20 protein-coding genes and 1 riboswitch are annotated in these 22,705 nt (G+C 51.6%); of the genes, 14 read left to right on the top strand and 6 right to left on the bottom strand.

All coding sequences use genetic code 11. The features are described 5' to 3' along the window. Window positions 1–572 precede the first annotated feature (572 nt). The 8 genes from H6F68_RS14280 to hemB all read left to right on the top strand — a co-directional run bounded on the left by H6F68_RS14280 (window position 573) and on the right by hemB (window position 8,172). Window positions 573–1,250 carry a sugar transferase gene (locus tag H6F68_RS14280; protein WP_190434869.1) on the top strand — a complete coding sequence of 226 codons (678 nt, stop codon included), beginning with the start codon at window positions 573–575 and terminating at the stop codon, window positions 1,248–1,250. 327 nt (window positions 1,251–1,577) lie between these two features. Then, window positions 1,578–2,621: a YdcF family protein gene (locus tag H6F68_RS14285; protein WP_190553579.1), complete on the top strand. Its 1,044-nt coding sequence runs from the start codon at window positions 1,578–1,580 to the stop codon at window positions 2,619–2,621. 75 nt (window positions 2,622–2,696) lie between these two features. Beyond that, window positions 2,697–4,445 carry an ABC transporter ATP-binding protein gene (locus H6F68_RS14290; protein ID WP_190559919.1) on the top strand — a complete coding sequence of 583 codons (1,749 nt, stop codon included), beginning with the start codon at window positions 2,697–2,699 and terminating at the stop codon, window positions 4,443–4,445. A 60-nt stretch (window positions 4,446–4,505) separates the two neighbouring features. After that, a riboswitch (cobalamin riboswitch) is annotated at window positions 4,506–4,666 on the top strand. A 20-nt stretch (window positions 4,667–4,686) separates the two neighbouring features. Then, window positions 4,687–4,884, top strand: a complete 198-nt coding sequence (locus H6F68_RS14295; RefSeq protein WP_190434878.1) for a CbtB-domain containing protein — start codon at window positions 4,687–4,689, stop codon at window positions 4,882–4,884. Window positions 4,885–4,942: 58 nt separating this feature from the next. Beyond that, the gene (locus H6F68_RS14300) at window positions 4,943–6,136 is read left to right on the top strand and encodes a hypothetical protein (protein WP_190559920.1); all 1,194 of its coding nucleotides are present in this window, start codon (window positions 4,943–4,945) and stop codon (window positions 6,134–6,136) included. Window positions 6,137–6,272: 136 nt separating this feature from the next. Then, complete coding sequence (rplU, locus tag H6F68_RS14305) at window positions 6,273–6,617, top strand: 50S ribosomal protein L21 (protein ID WP_190434884.1); 345 nt, start codon at window positions 6,273–6,275, stop codon at window positions 6,615–6,617. Window positions 6,618–6,674: 57 nt separating this feature from the next. Then, on the top strand, window positions 6,675–6,959 hold the full coding sequence (gene rpmA, locus H6F68_RS14310) for a 50S ribosomal protein L27 (RefSeq protein WP_190559921.1): 285 nt from the start codon (window positions 6,675–6,677) through the stop codon (window positions 6,957–6,959). Between the two features lie 229 nt (window positions 6,960–7,188). Further along, window positions 7,189–8,172, top strand: a complete 984-nt coding sequence (gene hemB / locus H6F68_RS14315) for a porphobilinogen synthase (RefSeq protein ID WP_190553583.1) — start codon at window positions 7,189–7,191, stop codon at window positions 8,170–8,172. Window positions 8,173–8,212: 40 nt separating this feature from the next. Here the strand turns inward: hemB and H6F68_RS14320 are convergent, their stop codons facing one another. The 3 genes from H6F68_RS14320 to H6F68_RS14330 form a co-directional block, all read right to left on the bottom strand. Next, window positions 8,213–9,847 carry a glycoside hydrolase family 3 N-terminal domain-containing protein gene (locus H6F68_RS14320; RefSeq protein WP_190559922.1) on the bottom strand — a complete coding sequence of 545 codons (1,635 nt, stop codon included), beginning with the start codon at window positions 9,845–9,847 and terminating at the stop codon, window positions 8,213–8,215. A gap of 20 nt (window positions 9,848–9,867) precedes the next feature. After that, a complete protein-coding gene (gene rbfA, locus H6F68_RS14325; RefSeq protein ID WP_190559923.1) occupies window positions 9,868–10,311 on the bottom strand; it encodes a 30S ribosome-binding factor RbfA in 444 nt (147 codons plus the stop codon). 151 nt (window positions 10,312–10,462) lie between these two features. Further along, window positions 10,463–10,666, bottom strand: coding sequence for a DUF751 family protein (locus tag H6F68_RS14330; RefSeq protein ID WP_190434895.1), 204 nt, complete (start codon window positions 10,664–10,666; stop codon window positions 10,463–10,465). A 212-nt stretch (window positions 10,667–10,878) separates the two neighbouring features. On the opposite strand from H6F68_RS14330, the gene H6F68_RS14335 reads away from it, so the two are divergent. Beyond that, entirely contained in the window at window positions 10,879–12,999 is a 2,121-nt protein-coding gene (locus tag H6F68_RS14335; protein ID WP_190559924.1) for an amylo-alpha-1,6-glucosidase, read from the top strand. Here H6F68_RS14335 and H6F68_RS14340 read toward each other — a convergent pair whose 3' ends face one another. Next, on the bottom strand, window positions 13,000–13,698 hold the full coding sequence (locus tag H6F68_RS14340) for a hypothetical protein (protein ID WP_190559925.1): 699 nt from the start codon (window positions 13,696–13,698) through the stop codon (window positions 13,000–13,002). A gap of 178 nt (window positions 13,699–13,876) precedes the next feature. Between H6F68_RS14340 and H6F68_RS14345 the strand changes: the two genes are divergently transcribed. From H6F68_RS14345 to H6F68_RS14355, 3 genes are read left to right on the top strand one after another with little or no spacing between them, the layout of a single operon-like run. Next, window positions 13,877–14,593 carry a Uma2 family endonuclease gene (locus H6F68_RS14345; protein WP_190559927.1) on the top strand — a complete coding sequence of 239 codons (717 nt, stop codon included), beginning with the start codon at window positions 13,877–13,879 and terminating at the stop codon, window positions 14,591–14,593. Window positions 14,594–14,651: 58 nt separating this feature from the next. After that, window positions 14,652–15,458: a DUF1838 domain-containing protein gene (locus H6F68_RS14350; protein WP_190559929.1), complete on the top strand. Its 807-nt coding sequence runs from the start codon at window positions 14,652–14,654 to the stop codon at window positions 15,456–15,458. Window positions 15,459–15,482: 24 nt separating this feature from the next. Next, entirely contained in the window at window positions 15,483–16,793 is a 1,311-nt protein-coding gene (locus H6F68_RS14355) for a CHAT domain-containing protein (protein WP_190559931.1), read from the top strand. A gap of 214 nt (window positions 16,794–17,007) precedes the next feature. Here the strand turns inward: H6F68_RS14355 and H6F68_RS14360 are convergent, their stop codons facing one another. Further along, window positions 17,008–18,042 carry a VOC family protein gene (locus H6F68_RS14360; protein WP_190559933.1) on the bottom strand — a complete coding sequence of 345 codons (1,035 nt, stop codon included), beginning with the start codon at window positions 18,040–18,042 and terminating at the stop codon, window positions 17,008–17,010. 102 nt (window positions 18,043–18,144) lie between these two features. Between H6F68_RS14360 and cax the strand changes: the two genes are divergently transcribed. Next, window positions 18,145–19,242: a calcium/proton exchanger gene (gene cax, locus H6F68_RS14365; protein ID WP_190559935.1), complete on the top strand. Its 1,098-nt coding sequence runs from the start codon at window positions 18,145–18,147 to the stop codon at window positions 19,240–19,242. Window positions 19,243–19,428: 186 nt separating this feature from the next. On the opposite strand, the gene H6F68_RS14370 is transcribed toward cax, so the two are convergent. Further along, window positions 19,429–20,697, bottom strand: coding sequence for an acetylornithine/succinylornithine family transaminase (locus H6F68_RS14370; RefSeq protein ID WP_190559937.1), 1,269 nt, complete (start codon window positions 20,695–20,697; stop codon window positions 19,429–19,431). A gap of 198 nt (window positions 20,698–20,895) precedes the next feature. Between H6F68_RS14370 and H6F68_RS14375 the strand changes: the two genes are divergently transcribed. Then, on the top strand, window positions 20,896–22,533 hold the full coding sequence (locus tag H6F68_RS14375; RefSeq protein WP_190435114.1) for a sodium:proton antiporter: 1,638 nt from the start codon (window positions 20,896–20,898) through the stop codon (window positions 22,531–22,533). Window positions 22,534–22,705 lie beyond the last annotated feature (172 nt).

Consider the following 22,705-nt stretch of genomic DNA (forward strand, 5'->3'; position numbering starts at 1 on the left):
CTAGTACCGATGATTTGACTCAGCTAAGACATGAATAATCATCTGTTGTAGCATCTTCTCCGGATTAACCCGCCAGGTTTGCAAATCTACTCAATTTAATCCCTGAGCGGCCCTCACTTGATAGCCAACACAAATTGCATTAGCTCAGCATAGTGACCTGAAGGTATTTGGCTCGATAAAAGTTTTACGCAGGTCCATGATGGCTGACTCAGAAGGAAGGGGTAAGCTCAAACGAGTCGAATTTAAGTCTTGTGTTAGGTAAATCTTTTGGGTAGAGATCGCCGAGCTTCGGCTGTTTGAGGCCACCAAATTGAGGGATTCAAAATCTAGAAGATCAAGACAGGCTGGTCAAGCAGCTAACTTAGGGTTTCAACTATCAGCAATGCTGCTTACACGCGTTAGGCTGAAATTCCAAAGCAGCTTCATCGAATCTTTATAAAACCGCAGGGTTATGAACCAGGCAATGAAGATTTGGACAAGCCTTGTGGAGAGGGCTATCACTGTTAATCGAGTCCCGTCTATATATTAGTGGTGCGTACGTGCTTCTACGGTCCTATAGTGACAGGCTTGTCATGACGACGCATTCTGTATTGTCTCCGATATCTAGCCCCTTCACTGTACCGGAATCTGTCTTTCAGGTTCCTCATCCATCAACCTGCTCTGTAGCGAAACGGTTGCTTGACATTTTCGGCAGTGTAATCGGCCTATTGATTCTGGCGCTCGTGTTCGTCCCTGTGGCGATCGCGATCAAGCTAGATAGCCCTGGCCCAATTTTCTATAAGCAAAAGCGTTACGGCCTACATGGTCGACCTTTTGAGATCCGCAAATTCCGCTCTATGGTGGAAAATGCTGAAGCTCTTAAGGCTCTGATTCCCAACGAAGCCCAAGGCTTAATCTTCAAGAACCGCGAAGATCCTCGCGTCACTCAAGTCGGTCGTTTTTTGAGACGCACTAGCCTTGATGAATTTCCCCAATTCTGGAATGTGCTGAGCGGGGAAATGAGTTTGGTCGGCACTCGCCCCCCAACTGGTGACGAAGTCGTTCACTATGATGAGCACCATTGGCAGCGCTTGTGTGTCAAGCCCGGTATTACGGGAGAATGGCAAGTGAATGGTCGTTCTTCAGTCAAGGACTTCGAGAAGATTGTTGAGCTAGATTTGCGCTACCAAACCCATTGGACCCCTCTGTACGATTTGACAATCATCTTCAAAACCGTATTTGTGATTTTTGCCAAAACTGGGGCCTACTAACCCACGAACTCAGCCGCGATCGCCTCACTTTCAAGGCTGAAAAAAGACAGCATGCTCTAGTTCCACCACTCTGTCCTTAAAACGGCAGGGTGGTTTTTTGTAGCGGGGCAATGGAGCCTCAGAGTCACAAATAGCGGGCTGGAAAACAGATTGATGATGCTTTGTTGTCCTCACTTCATGCTAGCGTTAGCGCAACTACGGGAGAGTTGCTTGAACATTCACAAATGCAAATCAATGGGCTCAGACAAGAACTGACATACCGAGCGATGTCATTAGTACCGCCAGTAAAGCAAAACTCCCTAGTTGGTGATGTGAGGAAGTGCCGCAATGTTTGAACTATTAACCTTAGTTCTGCTGTGGCTGCTAGTCGGCATAATTATCTGGTACGTCCTACAGAAGCTGATTCCGAAGGAGTACTACACTTGGCTCGGTGCCTTTGTGATGGTGTTATTCATCATTCTGGCCTTCCTAACGCCAACCAGCCGAGTCGTCTCCACAGTTTGGAGCGTGTTATCGCTGCCCTTCAAGCCCCTTGGCTTATCGTTGTTGCTGCTAGCTGCTGCTGCCGCCAAGATGGACAAAGGCGGGCTGAAAAAGCCGGGGGGTACTTTGGTGATCGCTGCCCTGTTGATTTTGCTAATTTCTAGTACTCCCTTTGTGGCCTATGCGCTGGCCCAAAAAACCGAGCAGGCCGCCATTCAGTTCGATCAGCAACGGCGGGAACTTTGTGACCTCCAGTGCCCGACAACGCTGACCCCTCCAGAAGGACAAACAGCGGCAGCGATCGTGGTGTTGGGATGGGGAACCACGCAGGCGAATCTACCCTATCGGCGACAGATTCAACTGACGGATACGGGCGATCGCATTATTTACGCCGCCCAACTGTATCAAGACCAACTACGTCTAGGGAATCGGCCTTTGGTGATCGTTAGTGCAGGCCCTAGGGGCGATTTGCAAGGCAAGCCTGAGGAAATCGTGGAAGCGAGGGACATTGAGACCTTGCTAATCAATATGGGAGTGGCTAGGGACGACATTGTGGTGGAACCGACTGGCGTGGATGTCCGTACCAGCGCTGTCGCCGTAGGACGAATCTTAATGGAGCGGCGTTTGGGCGATCGCGTGATCTTAGTTTCCTCTGCCACGAATACTAGGCGAGCCGCTTTAACCTTTGCCAGGGTAGGAATCCGAGTTATTCCCCGACCCACAAATTTTTATACCTTTGAGTCGGGTGGCAGTCTCAGGCGCAGATTACGGATTGCCGACTTTGTCCCCAGCGCGGACACTCTGGTAGTCACGACTCGCGTGATTGAGGAATATTTGCTCTCGGTTTATTACTTCTTACGCGGCTGGCTCGCACCTTTGGGCATTTAGCTCGGCTCGCAGAGGGGTTGCCTGCTGCTGAGGTAATTCGTTTAGGATGATCAAAAGGTTGCTGGATTTTTGCTCATGGCTCGCTCTCAGCTACGGAAACTTGCGGCTTACTTACAACCCCACTGGAAAACTACTGTTTTAGGCGTTTTATCGCTGCTGATCGTCAATTTAGTTGGGGTTTATATCCCGCTGGTCATCCGCGACGCTGTTGACGACCTTCAAGTCACCTTCAGCTTCGACCAAGTTTTGTACTATGTAGGGCTGATTTTGGCGCTAGCGTCGGTCATGTGGGGAATTCGCATGGCCTCTCGGATTTTGCTCTTTGGCACTGGGAGGCAGGTGGAATTTGACCTGAAGCAGAAGATCTTCAATCACTTGCTAACCCTAGAGCCGTTTTACTTCTCACTCAACACCGCTGGGGATCTCATTAGCCGCGCGACAAGTGATGTAGACAATATTCGGCGGTTGGTGGGGTTTGCTGTGCTCAGTTTGGCAAATACCGTCTTTGCCTATACTTTGACCTTGCCCGTCATGCTGACGATTGACTGGAAGCTGAGCTTATTGGCGATCGCACCTTACCCATTCATGTTGATGTTGGTGCGTTTGTTTAGCGATCGCCTCCGCAATGAGCAGCTAGAGGTGCAAGAAGAACTGTCTAAAATGAGCGATCTGATTCAAGAAGACATGAGCGGCATCGCCCTGATCAAGATCTACGCTCAAGAGGAAAACGAGCGGCGAGCCTTCCGACAACTGAATCAGCAACTGCTCAAGGCCAACCTAAAGCTAGCTAGAACCCGTAATACCTTGTTTCCGCTGCTGATCGGCATTGCCAGCCTCAGCATTTTGGTGCTGTTGTGGCAGGGGGCCAGAGCGATCGCCACGGGAGCGCTTAGTGTAGGTGACTTTATCGCCTTGCTCCTGTACGTCGAACGCCTGATCTTCCCGACCGCACTACTCGGCTTCACGATTACAGCCTATCAACGGGGTGAAGTTAGTATCGATCGCGTCGAGTCGATCTTGACGGTGGAACCGAAAATCAAAAATGAACCCGATGTAGTGCCGTTAGCTTTGGCAGAGGTCAAAGGTCGTCTTACAGCCCGCGATCTCAGCTTTACCTATCCTGGCGCCGTCATACCAGCGCTGCAAAATGTCAGCTTCACAATCGAACCGGGAGAAACCGTCGCGATCGTAGGGCCAATTGGGTCAGGTAAGTCCACCTTGGCAAATGCAATCCCCCGACTGCTAGATATTGCACCGGAGCAATTGTTTGTCGATGACTACGACATCACTCAGTTGCGCTTACAAGATTTGCGGTCTGCGATCGCGTATGTGCCCCAAGACAGCTTCCTCTTCAGCACCACAGTCAAGAACAATATCCGCTACGGCGACCCTCTAGCAGAACAGCCAGAGGTAGAGTACGCGTCCAAACAAGCTCAAATTCACCAAGAAATTCTCAATTTCCCACACCAGTACGAAACAGTGGTAGGTGAACGAGGGATTACGTTGTCTGGTGGGCAACGCCAGCGCAGCGCCCTAGGCAGAGCTTTATTGGTTGATGCGCCCATTTTGATTTTGGACGACGCCCTCTCTAGCGTGGACAACCAAACCGCCACCCAAATTCTGAAAAATTTGTCGGAAGGTACACAACGTAAAACGGTGCTGTTTATCTCTCACCAACTCGCTGCTGCCGCCACAGCCGATCGCATTTTTGTCATGGATCACGGTCACATTGTCCAAATGGGCACCCATGATCAACTGCTCAAGCAGCCTGGACTATACCAAACTCTATGGAGCCAGCATGCCTTAGAAGAAATGCTGCGCTAGGAACCAAAATCTGGGGTTGCAGTTTTGCGGCAAAAACCTTTATGTCAATAAACAGTGATATGATTGCCCTACTCATGCGGTTCTAGTGAGGAACAGTCACTAGAGGTAACGGGGAAAGTTCGGTGCAAATCCGACGCTGTCCCGCAACTGTGAAGGAATTTTTTGCTCAGCTAAGTAAAAATTTCCTAGCCAGGATGCCCGCCGGTGGGAAGTTCTATAGCTCTAAAGTGCGAGGTACACCATGAGAACTGCATCCCTGACTTCTGGCTCTCTACAGCAACAGGCTGTCCGCTGGACGCTTTCGGTGCCTGTGCAAGCCACCTTATTTACTTCCTTGTGTGCGTTGACGCTCTGGACGGTTTATTTCTCAAGCTATCCTGCCGCCCACAATCAAATGCACTCGCTACGCCACCATACCTTGAGTGTTAGCTGCCACTAGAATTTCGCGCTCCGTCAGAATTCTTACTCGTCAGCATCCTCAAAGGTTCTAAGTCATAATGGCAAAAATTAAACTCGTTTCGCTCCTCAGCTTATTAGGGCTGCTAGGAGCTTTAAGCTATGGTGCAGTTGGGCGATCGCAACTCCCACAGCCATCGGTGAAGCTGGCAACTGAACCATCTACCAGTCAGTTACTACCCTTTGAGGCCGATGCCGCGCAGCCCCAAAATCCAGTGCAAATGACGCTACAAGCGCTGGAGGCAACCGGGAAGCCACTGCAAAATGCCAACATTCATGTCAAACTGCTAACTCCGCCTACGAATCCTTGGTTGCCCACCGACTTTCCCATCGTTGAGGGCACCAAGCTACTGGATTTGGCGGCGATCGCCGCTAACGGTCAACTGCAATTTCAGCAAATGCTCCCGATTCGCGGTGACTACCAACTCCAAGTTGAAGTTACACCAACCGTTGCTAATGCCTTTGCACCTTTCCAGCAAACCTTAACTTTGTCCGTCGCCGAAAATTCAATTAAATATCGCAACTTCGCCATCCTAGCCGTGATTTTGGTGGCAGTAGGTTTCGGCGGCGGTTGGGTGATTGGCGGCAAGCAAGAACTGCAACCTGGAGAAATTGCCCCTCAGCGAGTTCGGCTGTTGCTGAGCGGAGCCATTGTGGTCGCGAGCGCTGCTCTGCTAGTCGTCAATATTAGTGCTGAACTCTCTCACTCCCATGAGCACTCTCACGAACATGAGCATGGAGATAAGGCGATCGCCGCTTTACCTAGCAGCTTGAAAACTCAGGGCTTAGAGGTCAAGCTATTGGGGCATCACCATGCCACGGTAGGCGAACCTGCTGAGTTGGTTGTACGGGCGATCGATGTGAAAACGGGGCAACCAGCAACTGATGTGGTGTTTGACATCAAAGCCAAATCTTTAGAAGCAGGCTGGGTTGCCTTTGCTCATCAAGCAACACCCAATAACCAAGGTGAATTTGCATGGCAACAACAGTTTTTTGATGGCGCACCCCATCAAGTGGAAGTTGAAGTCACACCCAAACCCGGTGCGGCTCGTCAGTTTTCATCCTTCAAAGTGGCTCAAGAGATTGAAGTTGAGGGCGTAGAGCCACCGTTGCGATCGCGTCTCCTCGGCCTCGGCTATTTTGTGAGCATTTTGCTGGTCGGCTTAGGACTGGGCTTATGGATACAACAACGGCGACAACCGCGATCGCTCCTTGACAGCAAGGCGTTAAATTAGACATAATGGCAAATTGTCTGTCTATTCCTGCTCGGACCAGGTGAAGGCATCACAAAAAGCTGGCATGCTGATTGTGCAAGGCATTTCATAAAGAGCATTAGCCAGCTACCTGTACGGCAACTGTTAGGAGAATTTCATGGCTTACGCAATTATTGAGACGGGTGGTAAGCAACTGCGGGTAGAACCCGGTCGCTTTTATGATGTAGAGCGGATTGCGGGTGATGTCGATGCCGCTGTCACCATTGACAAAGTGCTATTTGTGCAAAACGACGGTGAAATTTCTGTTGGTCAGCCTTTAGTAGCAGGGGCAGCAGTTCAAGGTACCATCCTGCGCCAACTGCGAGGCCGTAAAATCATCGTGTACAAGATGCAGCCTAAGAAAAAAACCCGTAAGAAGCAGGGTCACCGTCAAGAATTAACCCGCTTGATGATCAATTCCATCAACCTGAATGGCACTGAGTTAGGTGCAGGCGAAGGCTAAGATCAAGTCAGGCAGCGTTGTCAACTTGCAAAACTTGTAGAGATCTCTGAGGGAATAATGGCTCATAAGAAAGGTACAGGTAGTACTCGTAACGGTCGCGACTCGAATGCTCAACGCCTCGGCGTCAAGCGCTTCGGCGGTCAAGTGGTTCGCGCTGGCAACATCCTAGTACGTCAGCGTGGCACCAAGTTCCACCCTGGTAGCAACGTCGGTCGTGGCAGCGATGACACTCTCTTCGCTCTCGTTGATGGTGTTGTCACCTTCGAAAGAAGAGGTAAGAGCGGCAAGAAAGTCAGCGTTTATCCCGCTGCTGCTGAAGCTCCTGTTGCAGTTACTGCATAACCTAAGGCGATCGCGATTTGCTAAATCGATTGTAGGGGCACAGCATGCTGTGCCCCTACTTTGTTTGCTTAAAATCCGGAGTTTTACAGAAAGTTACTGAGTTGTGAGTGGGCAAGCAACAAGCCTTAAACTAGTAAACTGTTGAGAAATTTGAGAGTTAGTCAACCTTTCGTTACGAGGTTGCTAAGCCAGGTAGGTTTTTCTAAATTTTTTACCTTTAGTAGACGCTATGTTTCCGACCCATCGCCCTCGCCGCTTGCGTGCCAATCCTCAGCTTCGTCGGATGGTACGTGAAACCATTGTCACCACCAGCGATCTGATCTACCCGCTGTTTGCCGTTCCGGGAGAGGCGATCGCTCAGGAAGTTCGCTCCATGCCAGGCGTTTACCAACTCTCCATCGACAAAATTGTTGAGGAAGCTAAGGAAGTCTATGACTTGGGCATTCCCGCAATTATTCTGTTCGGCATTCCCGCAGATAAAGACACCGATGCAACCGGAGCTTGGCATGAGTGTGGCATGGTCCAAAAAGCGGCAACGGCGGTAAAAGAAGCAGTCCCTGACCTGATCGTCATTGTTGACACCTGCCTGTGTGAGTACACCTCTCATGGTCACTGCGGCTATTTGCAAGTGGGGGATTTGAGTGGTCGGGTGCTGAATGATCCTACTTTAGAGCTGCTGAAGAAAACAGCGGTTTCCCAAGCTAAAGCCGGTGCTGACATCATCGCGCCTTCTGGAATGATGGATGGCTTTGTGCAAGCGATTCGGCAAGGCTTAGATGAAGCGGGTTTCCAAGATCTGCCGATTCTCTCTTACGCCGCCAAGTATGCCTCGGCTTACTACGGACCTTTCCGGGATGCGGCTGATTCTGCACCCCAGTTTGGCGATCGCCGTACCTACCAGATGGACCCTGGTAATGCCCGTGAAGCGATCAAGGAAATTGAGCTGGACATTGCCGAAGGCGCGGACATGCTGATGGTCAAGCCTGCGCTGGCTTACATGGACATCATCTGGCGCGTTAAAGAAGCAAGCAACTTGCCTGTCGCAGCTTATAACGTATCCGGCGAATACTCGATGGTGAAGGCCGCAGCGCTCAATGGCTGGATCGACGAAGAAAAAGTCGTGATGGAAACCATGACCAGCTTCAAGCGTGCGGGTGCTGACCTGATCCTCACCTACCACGCTAAAGATATTGCCCGTTGGTTGGGTGCTTAACCTCTCCTCCGTCCCCTCTCCTATAAGGAGAGGGGTGCCCTCAGGCTTGCGGGTGGAATAAAGCGTCTAGGGCGATCGCTTGGGCGGCAGGCATTTGGCCGTAGGTAAAGACATAGGGTACATCGGCAGGAAGGTGGGGGATAAATTTCTCCACCGCATAAGGACTGCCGTAGATCACCAATGCTTGGAGTTGATTCGTTTCCAGCAAAAATTTAAACCAATCTTGCGCTGTCTGAGTCAGCCCAGCACTGCCCCGGAACGGGTTGCCACGAATAAATAGTTGCAGCAGGGTTGGTTGGGGCGTTGTGAGTTGAGACTCAAAGGCGATCGCTGGAGTATGACTATCTACCAATTGCAAGTGATAACCCTTGTTCTGGGGTAGGGCGATCGCCGGGGTATATCGTCCTAAAAACTCACACGCTAAGGCATCATCGACAATCACAACATTGCGTAACTGGCCCTCGCTGGGCTGACTCAGACGCGACTCTTTAGGCAGGTGCATCTGCATGGAGTCCTGGAGGATGCCATTGACGGTGGCGATCGCCTCTGGCGTCGAGAGTTGCTCTAACTGAATTGGCGGTGGCGGTAAATTTTCCCAAGCGTGGGTGATGTCAGCGCTTTCGGGCATAGGAGAGCAAACTTTGAACTTGGCCCGCCAAATCCGTTCTACCGACGCTTGAATGCGTTCTGGCGTAATCCGACCTGTCTCTACGGCTTCACATACCGCTTTGATGGCACCTGCGGGGTCAAGCGGCATCAACAAAATGTCTGCGCCTGCTTCCACTGCCAACACTGGCGCTTCATTCACGCCATAGCGGTTAGCGATCGCGCCCATGACTAAGGCATCGGTGACAATCAAGCCCTCAAAGCCTAAGTTTCGCCGCAGTTCTTGAGTCAGAATTCGATGGGAGAGCGTCGCCGGAAACTGGGCATCCCACGCAGGGATTTGCAGGTGAGCACTCATTACCGCATCGACACCTGCCGCGATCGCACTCTTGAAAGGAGGCAGTTCAATCTCAGCGAAACGTTTTTCAGAATGCGTAAGAACGGGCAAATCTAGGTGCGAATCTGTAGCAGTGTCGCCGTGGCCTGGAAAATGTTTAGCAGCCGTCAGAACGGGATGCTGTTGAGCACCTTGAATAAACGCTGTTGCCAGCTTCGATACCGTTTCGGGCGTTTCCCCAAATGCCCGGACGTTGATCACTGGGTTATTAGGATTGTTGTTGACATCCACAGTTGGAGCCAACACCCAGTTAAGGCCGATCGCTAGCGCTTCTTGAGCCGTGTAAGCTCCCATCGCCTCGGCATAGTGCAAAGCTTGGGCTAAATTAGTTTGGGCGATCGCGTTAAGGGCCATCGGGGGCGGAAACCAAGTGGCACCGGAAAAGCGCTGCCCTACCCCTTCCTCAATATCAGCGGCAATTAGGAGGGGAATTTGCGCCCAGTCCTGGAGTTGTTGCGATCGCAGAGCAATTTCGGCGGCACTCCCACCTAACAAAATCACGCCACCTACACCCAGATCTTGCACCCAGTGTTGCAATGTGGCAGCGGGAGGCTCCCAAACGGGATACTGAATTTGATGGTCAAACAAATACCCTGAGGCTCGGACAACAACCATCTGAGCCACTTGCTCAGCCAGGGATAAGCTCTCCCAGTTGGGCAATGGAGAAGTCACGCTAGATCCGACCAAAGGTTTTAATCCTCATCCTCATCCTCAGCTCCAACCAAATCTTGCTCCCAGTCGTCTGCGTCTTGGTCAACTTCTGCGGCTGCATCGTCAGGCTTGCGGTCTTGACTCAACTGGTTAATCAGAGAGAGAACACGGGTGCCGCGCTCAATCGAGCGATCTTCGACAAAAATCACTTCTGGGGTGCGTCGCAGCCGAACCCGCTGTCCTAGTTCGCTACGAACATAGCCTGTCGCTGACTTCAGCCCCGCCATTGTCTCCTCTCTCGCTTCATCGCTGCCATAAATGCTGACGAAGACTTTGGCATGCTGCAAATCGCCCGATACGTCTACGTCGGTGACGCTGACCATGCCCGTACCCACTCGGTCATCTTTAATGCCAGAGAGGAGCATTTGGCTGACTTCTCGTTTAATTAATTCTGAAACGCGAGAGACGCGACGACTAGTAGCCATAACAAACCTGCTCTTTAACTCGAAAGCGAGACGTACATTTTACTGCGTCCGTACTCGAAACATGAGCCTCGTGTCAGGGCAGATGCTCGGTACAGACTTCTAATTTAGGCAGGGGTTGAGCAGTCAACCTCTCTCCAGAGAAATGAAGTGCTTAAGCGGGGCTTAGTCCTAGCATGGCCCGGAGCGTCAGACTGAGAAAGACCAAGCCTGCGACGAAGATGCCTGTCAAGGCGATCGCGGTAGTGGGCTTCTTAAAGAGGGGGATTAAAGGTCTGACAGCATTTAGGAAGACTCCCAAACCAATACTGATGAAGTAGGTGGGGTAGCGAGATACGTTAACCAAAAAGTCTCTCATGGCTTTGATCTAGTAGCGGGTTTCAAAGTTGAAGCTTGCCCAGGTGCTGAGTCCGACTTTTATTTTAATGCCATAAGTAGTTTCTCTAGGGCTGAAGTGGCAAGCTGCAAGATTTCTCTACAACGTCTAGAACGTTTAGGTTAGGGTTTTACCATCAGACCGCAGACAATTCAGCAGGAAGGCCATACACTAGGTATAAAAACTTAAGCAGCATGGATGATTTAGATACACGGGAATGGCTGCTAACGAATGGATTAGGTAGCTTTGCCAGTGGTACCGTTTGTGATGCTCATACCCGCACCTATCATGGTTGGCTATTTGCCGCCCTCGATCCGCCTAGCCAACGCACGCTCCTCCTTTCTCACATTGAAGCAAGTTTGGAGATTGCGGGACAGGTCTTTGCCTTAGGCACGCATTATTGGTTAAACGATGCCATCGCTCCTCAGGGCTTTAGACTTTTGCGATCTTTTACGGTGGACCCCGTTCCAACTTGGGTTTGGGGAGACTTTCCTGGGCAACTCACCCGCCGATTGATCTTGCCCTATGGCTGGGTAAGCGATCGCGACTCCACGTCATCTCTTGCCCAGGGCAATCCGTCATCTCGCTTTAGACACCAAACTTTGATCCAATACAGCTATGCAGGCAGTGAGGTAGCAACACTAAGATTGCGGCCTTTGATTGGCGATCGCGATTTTCACCACCAACAACGAGCCGAACCGGAAGTCCGTTTTTCCCAAATTGTGGGGCAGCAACAACTGCTATTGCAAGCGATTCGTCCTGGTATTGTGGGCACACCGTGGCATCTACGCTGGACGCAAGGCAACTATGAACCCGATGGCCTCTGGTACTGGAACTACCACTACCCAGCAGAAACTCAACGCGGACTAGCTGACTACGAAGACCTCTACAGCCCTGGGTATTTGACTGCGGTTCTGCAACCCGGTGATCAGTTAACCTTAGAGGCTAGCGTCGGTTGGCCAGAATCAGAGCTGCCTTTGCTCAATCACTCCTTGTTCACAGCAGCCATTCAAGCCGAGCAACAGCGATTGGCCCACGACTTTGCTGCGGTTCTACCTGCGTCTGCTCAAGCTCTAACCTCCACTCCCCCAGAAAAACCGCCTGAGTTAAAACCTAGCGATGCGAGTCATTTATGGCATCAATTACTCAGGGCAGGCGACCAGTTTTTGGTGTATCGCGCTTCGATTACAGGCCCAACTGTGATTGCTGGATATCCCTGGTTTAACGATTGGGGACGGGACACGCTGATTGCCCTACCAGGCTTAGCCTTGGCAACGCAACGTTTTGACTTAGCCAAAGGCTTACTGCAAACTTTTGGGCACTATTGTCACTTGGGTCTGATTCCGAACGCCTTTCCCGACGTGGGTGTGCAGCCTTCCTACAACAGCATTGATGCTGCTTTGTGGTGGATTGAAATTCTTGGTCTCTATCTGGAAGCAACCGCAGACTGGGAATTCTTGGCGCAACAATACCCAGTGGTGCAAAAAATCTACAAAGCTTTTATTGCAGGTACACTCTACAACATCCGGGTGGATGCCGCGGATGGCCTCGTCACCTGGGATGCTCCCGGCGTGGCCCTCACCTGGATGGATGCGGTAGTTGAGGGTAAGCCGATTACGCCTCGGCGGGGCAAGCCGATAGAAATCAATGCTTTGTGGTACTCAGCTCTGCGCTGGGCGAGCCAGTGGGCTGAACGCTTAGATAAAGAGGCTGTTACTAATCCTGAGACGTTGGTTAACCAAGCTCGACGCTACCGCCAACATGCCGATCAGGTCCAAGCGTCGCTGCAGCAGTTTTGGAATCGCGAGCAGCAATACTTTTACGACACCATTGAACCGGACGATCGCCCAGACCCCAAAATCCGTCCCAATGCAGTTCTGGCGTTGTCTCTGCACCACTGCGGCTTCCCAGCAGAACAAGCCCGTCAAGTGTTGCAAGTGGCTCGCGATCGCCTACTCACTCCCTATGGCTTACGCAGCCTCGACCCCGCTGATCCTGACTACGTGGGGTACTATCTGGGTCAACCAGGAGGTGTGGCACCCCAACCGATTCGTGATTGTGCTTACCATCAAGGCACCGTTTGGAGCTGGTTAATTGGTCCTTTTGTGCGAGCTTGGGAACGCTTCTTCGACACCCAGGACAGCGAACCCTTACCTTTTGACTGGCAACCACTGCTTGATCACCTGCAACAACAAGCTTGCCTCGGTTCGATTTCCGAAATTTTTGATGGCGATGCCCCTCACAATCCCCAAGGGGCGATCGCCCAAGCTTGGTCAGTGGCAGAAGTGATCCGCCACTGGCCATGCCGAGAGTAGCTACGCTGTTTTAGCGATCGCTGCTGGAACTTGGGACTTCAGGTAGGCCAGAAATTGGCTCAATTCGTTGTTAGTCAGCTTCGAGCGAGTCTCCTTACCTGCAAACTGCTGCTTGAGATAGTTACGGCCCTGAAGCTCAGTCCAGCCCAAACGCTTCATCTCGTGAGTAGTTTCCTGCATCAACCGCTCGCGGCCCACCGGCCCGTCTGCGATCGGCGTAGGCTCCCCGCTCCAACCGTTCTCCAAAGCAAACTTAGCGGCTCTGCCATCGCCTTTTCCCTGCATGTAGCGGATAAAGGATTCTTTGCCTTGCCGCCCCTTTTGCTCATCGAGGTAAGCACACAGGCCAAACTGCTCGGCTGCATCTTTGAAGGCGTTACGAAAAGCGCGCACAGGTGGTGTTCCAATGATTTTGGCTTTACCGCGATCGTTCATCTCTGGAAAGGTTTTGTCGTCGCCAATGCCAGTGCGCGTGACCCCACAGATAGTAAGTTCGCAGCGAATCACGGTATAGTCGCCTGTCGTAATCGGGTCGCTATACTGACTACTCCATTCACCAGGGCAGACCGCATTGAGCCGTTGCGTAATAATTTGGTGCGGCACAAAAAACCAGCGCCCGCCTCCGGGCAAGTCTCGCTCTTTGTGCTCCTCTGGCAGAAACCACGCTTGCAGTTGCGGCAGAATTTCTTCGAGTTTCATAGGTTTGGGGTGCAATAACTAGATGCCTGAAGTCAGGCGGGAACTTGAATCAAAATCTCTACCTTCTATTGTCTCCAATAGAACGGGCGATCGCCTAGGGGAAATCACGACTCGGTGAGGATGAGCCGGAACCCACCAGAAACTTGGCTAAACTAAGCTTAAAGTTGCCACCGCTGCCATGACTTATGCACCTAACTTGGGCACGCCAGAAGATGCACTAGAGGATGTTATATTTCCCCCCAGTGACTTGCTGAGTGATGAGCCACCCTTGGAAAGCTATTTGCACTTGCAACAACTCCTGCTGCTGTTAAAGTGCCTGGATTGGTGCTGGCACCAGGGAGGACTAACAGCCCGCGACGATTATTTTGCGGCAGGCAATCTCACCATTTATTACAGCCCTCGCCAACGCAAGTCTGAGCAATTCCGGGGGCCAGATTTCTTTGTCGTCCTTGGCACAGAGCGGAAGCCTCGGAAAAGTTGGGTGGTTTGGGAGGAAGAAGGCAAATATCCCAACATCATTGTGGAACTGCTGTCGCCCTCTACTGCTGATACCGACCGAGGTTTGAAAAAGCAAATTTATCAAGATATTTTTCGGACCCCAGACTATTTCTGGTTCGACCCGGAACGCCTGGAATTTGCTGGTTTTCACCTGGTAGATGGCCGCTACGAACCCTTAGAACCTAATTCTCAAGGTTTGTTCTGGAGCCAGCAATTACAGCTATTTTTGGGCATTCATAAAGCTCAGTTGCGCTTCTTTACGGCTGAAGGCCAGCTAGTACCCACACCAGAAGAATCAGCGGAGGCGGAACGACAGCGAGCCGAACAAGAGCAGCAACGAGCCGATCGCCTTGCTGCGAAGTTACGAGAATTAGGCGTAGATCCTTCAGAAATTTAGCAGAGCGATCGCCCAAGCATGAGCTAACTTGAGACTAAAGCATTCCAGGAGGAAATTCATGGTTGCTGAAGTTCGAGAGTTTGATGCCAAGAGTTTTGTCAAAGTCCGGGCCTCTCTGGATGCGAGGGAACAAAGCTGGTTAACTTGGGCAGGCTCAATTTATGCCTTCATTCCCGGAGAGAAACGGCAACGGCTGTTCAAAATGGTGGGTATGAGCGTCAGCCGCTGTATACCAGCAGAGCAGGAGGGAGTCTGGGACTTTGTCTCACGAGAACTGACTTATTACCTCGACCCTCATACCAACGAGATTTTGCATCAATGGCACAATCCTTGGACGGGTGAGACATTGCCTGTAATGCATGTCGCTAACAACCCGGTGCAAGGTTACTTTCAAGGTCAGTTTCCAGCCCAAGTGGATGGTGAAATTGCCACCTTCGTATTTGATTTGTTCCCAACTTATCCCAACCCTCTAGCGGGAGACGATCGGTTTCGGGAGTACAGCCCTCAAGCTATCTATCAAGCGGCGGAACTGTTCAAACTTACGGTGCCTTTGGCAGAGCTGCTCAATCCTGAACTCAATTCGGTTTCTCAATTGCACCTCGGTTGGGATCGCATTGGGCCTTGGCTACCCTGGATGAAGATGGGCGATCGCCCTGGTCAGCTCATTTACAGTGCTTATGGCAGTAAGGTGAATGGCTTAGCTGACTTACCGCCACAGTTACAGTCAGAGATCAACACGAGAGTTCCTGCTTACCAATCAGCTCCTCAAGCTCCTCAAGATGAGTCAGATGTAACTTCTTGGATCTACTTCAAACAGCACTTTGCCGACTATTTATCAGGAGCCACCTTTCCGATTTCAGAATGAGAAACTGCGCCCGGTTTAATCATCATGAAACAAGTGATTCGCTGGATTGGTTTATGGCTGGCACTCTCCCTCTTCCTCACCTCTGTCGCTCATGCTGCCCCACTAGACACGGCGCTTGACCAAGGCAGGGTGACAGATGCAGTCCCTCTGATTGAACAAACTTGGGAAAAGCAATACGAAGATTACTTTCGCGTCAATTTTCCAGACCCAACTATTACGGCGGCAGATGTAGCCAAAACCCTGAGTCAACTAGCAACGCAAACAGGCCAAAAGCCAGCTCTGATCTATGTTGTGCCCAGAGCCAAACAACTAGAACTGGTACTCATTAGCCCTGGTCAACCCCCAGTGCAAAAACGCGTTGCAGCGGCTCCTGCTTCGGTGTTGTTGCCTAAGGTCAAGCAGTTTAGCCTAGCGATCGCTGACCCTCGCCTCAAGCCTAGCAATCAGTATTTGCCAGCCGCCCAGCAACTCTATGAATGGATGATTGCGCCGTTAGAAGCAGAGTTGGCTGCTCAAAAAATCGACACGTTGATCTTTTGCTTAGGGGTAGGGCTGCGTACATTACCCTTGTCAGCGCTACATGATGGGCAGCAGTTTCTAATCGAGAAGTACAGTCTGTCTCGGATTCCTGCTTTTACTTTGACGGATACTCTCTACAGCGATATTCGTAGGGCACCTGTTTTAGCGATGGGCGCTTCTAGCTTTAAGGAGCATATCCCTTTGCCAAGCGTTCCCGTAGAGTTATTCTTGGTGGCTCGGAATACTAAATCTCGGCGATTTTTTCTCAATCAAGACTTCACTTTGGCGAATTTGCAGCGCCAACGCACCAGTCAAGCTTTCAAAATTATTCACTTGGCGACTCACGCTGACTTTCAACCAGGATCTCCTCGCCATTCCTATATCCAGTTGTGGGATGACAAGTTGCAGCTGAACGAAATGCAGCAGTTGCGTTGGCAAAAGCCTCCGGTGGATTTGTTGGTGCTGAGTGCCTGTAAAACAGCAATTGGCGATCGCAATGCGGAGTTAGGGTTTGCGGGGCTGGCGGTGCAAGCGGGGGTGAAGTCGGCGATCGCGAGTTTGTGGTATGTCAGCGATAGAGGGACTTTAAGCTTGATGAGTGAGTTTTATCGCCAACTACAAACGGCTCCGATTAAGGCGGAGGCTTTGCGGCAAGTGCAGATCTCGCTATTGCAGAAGCAGGTGCGGATTGAAAATGGTCAGTTACGCAGTTCTAGGGGACCGTTTTCGCTACCTCCAGAACTGGCAGGGCAGAATGAGGATCTCTCGCATCCTTATTATTGGGCGGCGTTTACAGTGGTGGGGAGTCCTTGGTAGGTTGGGGGTGTTGGGGTATAGCGAAGTCTGTTGAATCCGAGCCTTTGGGGGCACTCGCCCCCAAACCCCCGCTGAGGGACGGTTGCGTCCTCCAGACCCCCTCCAAACGAAGCTGATGATTAGGTGTTTCGAGTTTGGGGTCGTTACTTTTTAGCGTCTGATTCCTCGCCCTTCACTCTTCCTTTTTCATCCTTCCTACTTCATCCTTCATCCCTCATCCTTCCCCACCCACTAATGTCCAAAAGTAACCATCAGGAGCAGTAAAGGAGAAGCTGGATTCACCAAATTCGTTGGGGATGATGGCTGTGATTTGTTGAGCGGAACTGGATTGGATGCGATCGCGGAATGCTTCTAGTCCTTGGACGCGGTAGGTGTAAAGGGACATGCCAAGGCTTCCGGGTTGGGCCTGGGTGTGGCGATCGCGGAGTGGAATAGATTCGGGAAAACGAATGATGTAGAGTCTACCGGAGCGGGCGGCTTGCAGGTCTGTGGTGGAGGAGCGGGGTTCGTCGAAGGCGGTGACGAGGAAGTGTTCTCCGGGTGCTAGGTCAAAGATTTGGCGTCCGGCGGGTGAGCTTTCGTAGCTGGTTTCGACGTCGTCTCGCACGCGCACTAAGCCCAGCACGTCTTCGTAAAATTTGAGAGTGGTTTTGCTGTCGTCTTGAATCACCAAGCCCATGTGAGTGAACTGGCTGGTTTGGAAGCGGGCATGTTCGTGGATGGTGCCGTAATGGGGCAGGCTGTAGCCAAATCGCTGAAACAAGACTTGGCGGGCTAGAGGTTGCAGGAGCAGCATTTCGCGCACGCCGATCGCATCGCCGGTAAAAGGCTGACTTTTGCGATCTTTGTTATAAATGACTTCCCAGTGAGGCTGGATGTAGCGGATGGGCCATCCCGCAGCAGCAGCTTCTTCGGCATGGTTCCACAGAGTGAGAGCATCAGCGGTCATGGTAGTGGCCCAACGGTTGCCTTTCACCTTCATGGAGCCTAACCCTAAGCCTTCGTTGGTAGGGTGCTCCCAAACCATGAGGCGAATCAGACCATGATCAACGTTTTGGTGGAATAACCGCAGCGATCGCACGGCTGAATTCACGCCATACAATTGCTGAGCAGTTTCTGACGGCAACTCGCCAATTTGCCCAATCCGATAGCCAAATTGCTCCCAGTACTGAAGCGGTGCTAGTGGGTCTACCACACCGATACAAACTTCGTAGATGCCTGCAACAATTTTGGGTTGGCTGGAAATCATCGAAAATGCCACCAACGAAATTGAAGTGTATAGGCAGCATATTCTAATCTAGCCTGCTAGATTGGCAATGCCCGTTATCTTATCCACGCCACAAGTGGCTTTATGGTAAAAAAACTGTTTTCGCTTGGTCTATTAGTCTTTATCCCTATTTCCATTGCGGCAGAACAACTGCACTGGGGATCACTGGCCGTCTTTATCACCTCGGCGATCGCGATCGTTCCGTTGGCAATTTGGTTGAGTACAGCCACCGAGGAAGTTGCTGTCATCACTGGCCCCTCCATTGGTGGGTTATTAAACGCCGTTTTTGGCAACGCCACCGAGTTGATTATTGCCTTGGTTGCACTCCGGGCAGGCCTGATTGATATTGTGAAAGCCAGCATCACAGGAACCATCATCAGTAACCTACTTTTGGTGATGGGCCTATCGATGTTTTTGGGTGGTTTGCGCTATAAAGAGCAAGACTTTCAACCGATTGTGGCGCGGGTCAATGGTTCATCCATGACCCTGGCAGTGACCGCACTCGTCTTACCTGCGGTCGTGCTCTACACCTCCGATGGTGTTGAACCAACGGCGATGACCAACCTTTCCCTCACCGTCGCCGCAGTTCTGATCATTGTTTACGGCTTAACTTTGTTGTTTTCTCTTAAAACCCATAGTTATCTCTATGAAGTCGGGCTATCAGATTTAGAAGAATCAACGGCTGCCCAAACTTCGCACTCCGAGACAACTACGCACAAACCCAGCCTACCGCTCTGGATTAGCGTCCTGATCATAGCCACGCTGGGAGTCGCCTTTGAGTCAGAATTGTTTGTCGGCGTCGTCGAGGAAGCTACCGCAGGCTTAGGACTGACACCCCTCTTTACTGGTGTTATTCTGTTGCCCCTAGTGGGTGGTGCCGCAGAATATGTGACCGCCGTTCGCGTCGCCATCAAAAACAACATGGACCTGTCCGTCTCCGTCGCGATGGGGTCCAGCCTCCTAGTCGCCCTGCTAGTTGCCCCCATCTTAGTCCTCGTCGGACAAATCATCGGCCAACCCATGGACCTCAGTTTCAACCCCTTTGAAATCGTCGCCGTCGCGATCGCCGTCGTCGTCGCCAACCTAATCAGCCTAGACGGACGCTCCAACTGGCTAGAAGGTGCACTCTTGCTCGCAACCTACACAGTCCTAGGAGCCGCTTTTTACTTCCATCCAGCGTAGGGGGAGAGAAAGCGAGGAGAGAGGGGTGAGGAGAGAGGGGTAAGGAGTCAGAAGCTAAAAAGTAACGACCAAAGACTCGAACCCCTCACACTTAAACTCGTTTGGAGGGGGTCTGGGGGACGGTTGCGTCCCCCAGCGGGGGTTTGGGGGCGAGTGCCCCCAAGGCTCGGATTCACTCAAAGTGAGCTAAATCGCCAACTTTGCGATCGCCCGCTCCACCGCTTGTAAAGCCTGAGCCACCTCCGCTTCACTCACAATCAACGGTGGCACCCACCGCAGCACCTTCGGCCCCGCCGGAACCAACAACAACCCCTCCGCCATTGCCGCCTTCACAATATCACCCGCCGTCAACGCCACCTCTGGCTGCAACACCAAGCCAGTGATCAAGCCCCAACCGCGCACCTCAGCGAGCAAGGTGGGATAACGCTGAGCGATCGCCTCTAACCCAGCCCGCAATTGCTCTCCCCTGGCTTGAACATTCGCCAGCAAGTTTTCCTGCTCCAGCGTGTGGCAGACACTCAAAGCCACGCCACAGACAAACGGATTGCCACCGAAAGTGCTGGCATGGTCGCCTGCCTCAAAGACATCGCAGAAAGACTTGCACAGCAGCGCCCCAATCGGAATGCCACCACCCAAACCCTTGGCAGACGTAAAGACATCCGGCTCAATCCCCAGGTTCTCGTAGCCCCAAAGCTTGCCAGAGCGGCCCATGCCGACTTGCACTTCATCCAGCATTAGCAAAATGCCTGTTTGGTCGCAAATTTCGCGAATCCGCTGGAAGTAAGCCACATCCCCCGGATTTACGCCCCCTTCGCCTTGCAACGGCTCCAGTAGAATTGCCGCCACTCGCCGCTCTTGGCTGTCTAACTCCGCGATCGCTGCTTCTAGCGCTGCCAAGTCGTTGTAGGGCACATAGTGGAACCCTGGCACCAGCGGATTAAAGTTCTTCTGGTACTTGGGCTGGCCTGTAGCCGTAATCGCCGCTAAGGTACGTCCGTGGAAACTGGCATGAGCTGTGATGATCACCGGATCGCTAATATTTAGAACCGTGTGAGCATACTTACGAGCTAGCTTGATCGCTCCTTCATTTGCTTCCGCGCCAGAGTTACAGAAAAAGGCGCGATCGGCACAAGAATGCTCCACCAGCCACTTCGCCAGTTCACCTTGCTGCGGAATGTAGTAGAGATTGGAGACGTGATGTAGCGTTTGGATTTGCTGCGTTACAGCGGCCACCAAAGCGGGGTGAGCATGACCCAAAGTACAGGTGGCGATCCCCGCCACAAAGTCTAGGTACTCTCGGCCTTCTGTGTCCCAAACGCGGCAACCCAATCCTCGCTCCAGCGCCAAGGGAAAACGCCCGTAGGTGGTCATGACATATTCATCAAACTCAGCTGCATTAAAGGGAGCAGCTGCTGGCTCTACAGGAAGATGTGGGACTAGCGTTTCTGGGCTCACAGACTTAATCCTTGTACGAGTACTAAACTGCGAAAAACTGGTCAAACTCCTAGATTAATCGAATTTTGCGAAAACCTGTGCAGCTTCTAGGCAGAGTTTATTCAAGGTTTCTTAACGACTAAACTTTGGACTGAACTATAGGGCAACTTCAGCTTGCTCAATCAATCTTGTCGTTTGCAACTACCTCTTTCCTAAGCCATGCACTTGAGCCAACTGACTGGATTTTCTGGAAACATATCTTTATTGCTGATCACTTCCAATCAAGGGCAAGTTGCAGCCTTAGTTCCCACGCTGATTATTCTGTTGCTCGTCGCTACGGTCGTTGCCTTGTTGTCGCGGCGATTTCGGATTCCCTATGTGACTGGGTTGGTGTTGGCAGGACTCGCGATCGCCGAATTTTTGCCCAATCGCATCGGCTTGGATTCTTCCCTGATTCTGAATTTGTTTCTGCCAATTCTGTTGTTTGAAGCGGCGATCAACACCGATATCAGTCGTCTGCGGAGTCTGATAAAGCCGATTGTGCTGTTGGCAGGACCGGGTGTGGTGATCGCGTCGGGGATCACGGCCATCATCCTGAAATTTGGTTTAGAACTCGCCTGGATTCCAGCCCTCCTGCTTGGCGTGATTCTAGCAATCACCGATACGGTTTCGGTCATTGCTGTGTTTAAGGAAGTTCCCGTTCCAGCACGACTTTCCACCATCGTCGAAGGAGAGAGCTTATTCAATGACGGCATTGCTCTCGTTCTATTCAGCTTGATTTTGAAGGTTTATGAAACGGGCTCCGTCACTGTAGGCGAAAGTATTCAAGAACTAATCGTGGTGATTGTGGGGGGTTCTTTAGTCGGGGCGGCTTTAGGATACTTAAGCACTGAGTTATTTGTGCGCTCAGATGACCCACTCAGCAGCATTTTGCTCACTGTGGCCGTGGCCCTCGGAGCCTTTCAGCTTTCCCAATTGATTGCTGTTTCTGGGGTGGTAGCGGTGGTCGTGGCGGGGTTAATTCTCGGTAACTTGGGCCTGTCGCGGGGGGTGTCTGCATCCAGTCGGATCACGCTATTGAGTTTCTGGGACTACGCGGGATTCGGGGTCAATACCTTTATCTTTTTGCTAATTGGCTTAGAAATTGATTTACCCGTGCTGTGGCGGACGCTGCCTGCGGTGTTGCTAGGAGTCTTGGCCTACCAAGTCGGGCGATCGCTCTGTGTGTACCCTTTGCTGGCAGTCGTCGGTTGGTTCGACCGTGCTGTGCCGTTGCGCTGGCAGCATGTGCTGTTTCTCGGCAACATCAAAGGGTCGTTGTCGATGGCCTTAGCGCTCAGCTTGCCAGCCAGCTTACCCGGGCGCGGCGAATTAATTGTGTTGGTGTTTGGGGCAGTGTTGCTGTCGTTGGTGGTTCAAGGATTGGGCTTACCTTGGGTCGTTCGGCAGTTGCAACTGTCTCAAATCTCCGATGCAGGCCAACAGGTGGAAGAGTTACAGGCGCAGCTAATTGCTGCCAAAGCGGCTCAAGACGAGTTGGATGGTTTACTCAAAACTGGAGTGTTACCCCGTTCTATCTTTGAAGAAATGCGCTCTGGCTATCAGGTGCGCGTGGTATCGGCAGAAAAAACTCTACGCGACTTGTTCAACCGCCGCATTGATACTGCCAATGTGGGCAATGGAGCGGCAGAAACCTTTGGCGATCGCATTAAGCTCGATGCCATCCGCAGACGCTTACTTTTGGTAGAGAAAGGCGCGCTCAATGATGCGCTGCGGAAACGGGTTTTGTCTGAAGTGATCGTGCGATCGCGTTTGCGCCAGATTGATGAGCAATTATTAAAGCTAGAAGACGATTAAAGCTAGTATTCAATTTCTGATTTCTCAACTTCTAGAACAGAATAAGAAGCAGCGATCGCCGAATCGCGAAGTTCAATTTGACAGGAAGTTTTATCTAAGTTTTTGCTTGAGGTGGTTCTACCTTAACTTTTTGAGGGCCGAGTCAATGCCTGACTTCATTCGCCCTCAATAG

Origin of the sequence: Trichocoleus sp. FACHB-262, from assembly GCF_014696035.1 — a bacterium.
In the GTDB taxonomy this organism is placed as follows: Bacteria; Cyanobacteriota; Cyanobacteriia; order FACHB-46; family FACHB-46; genus Trichocoleus.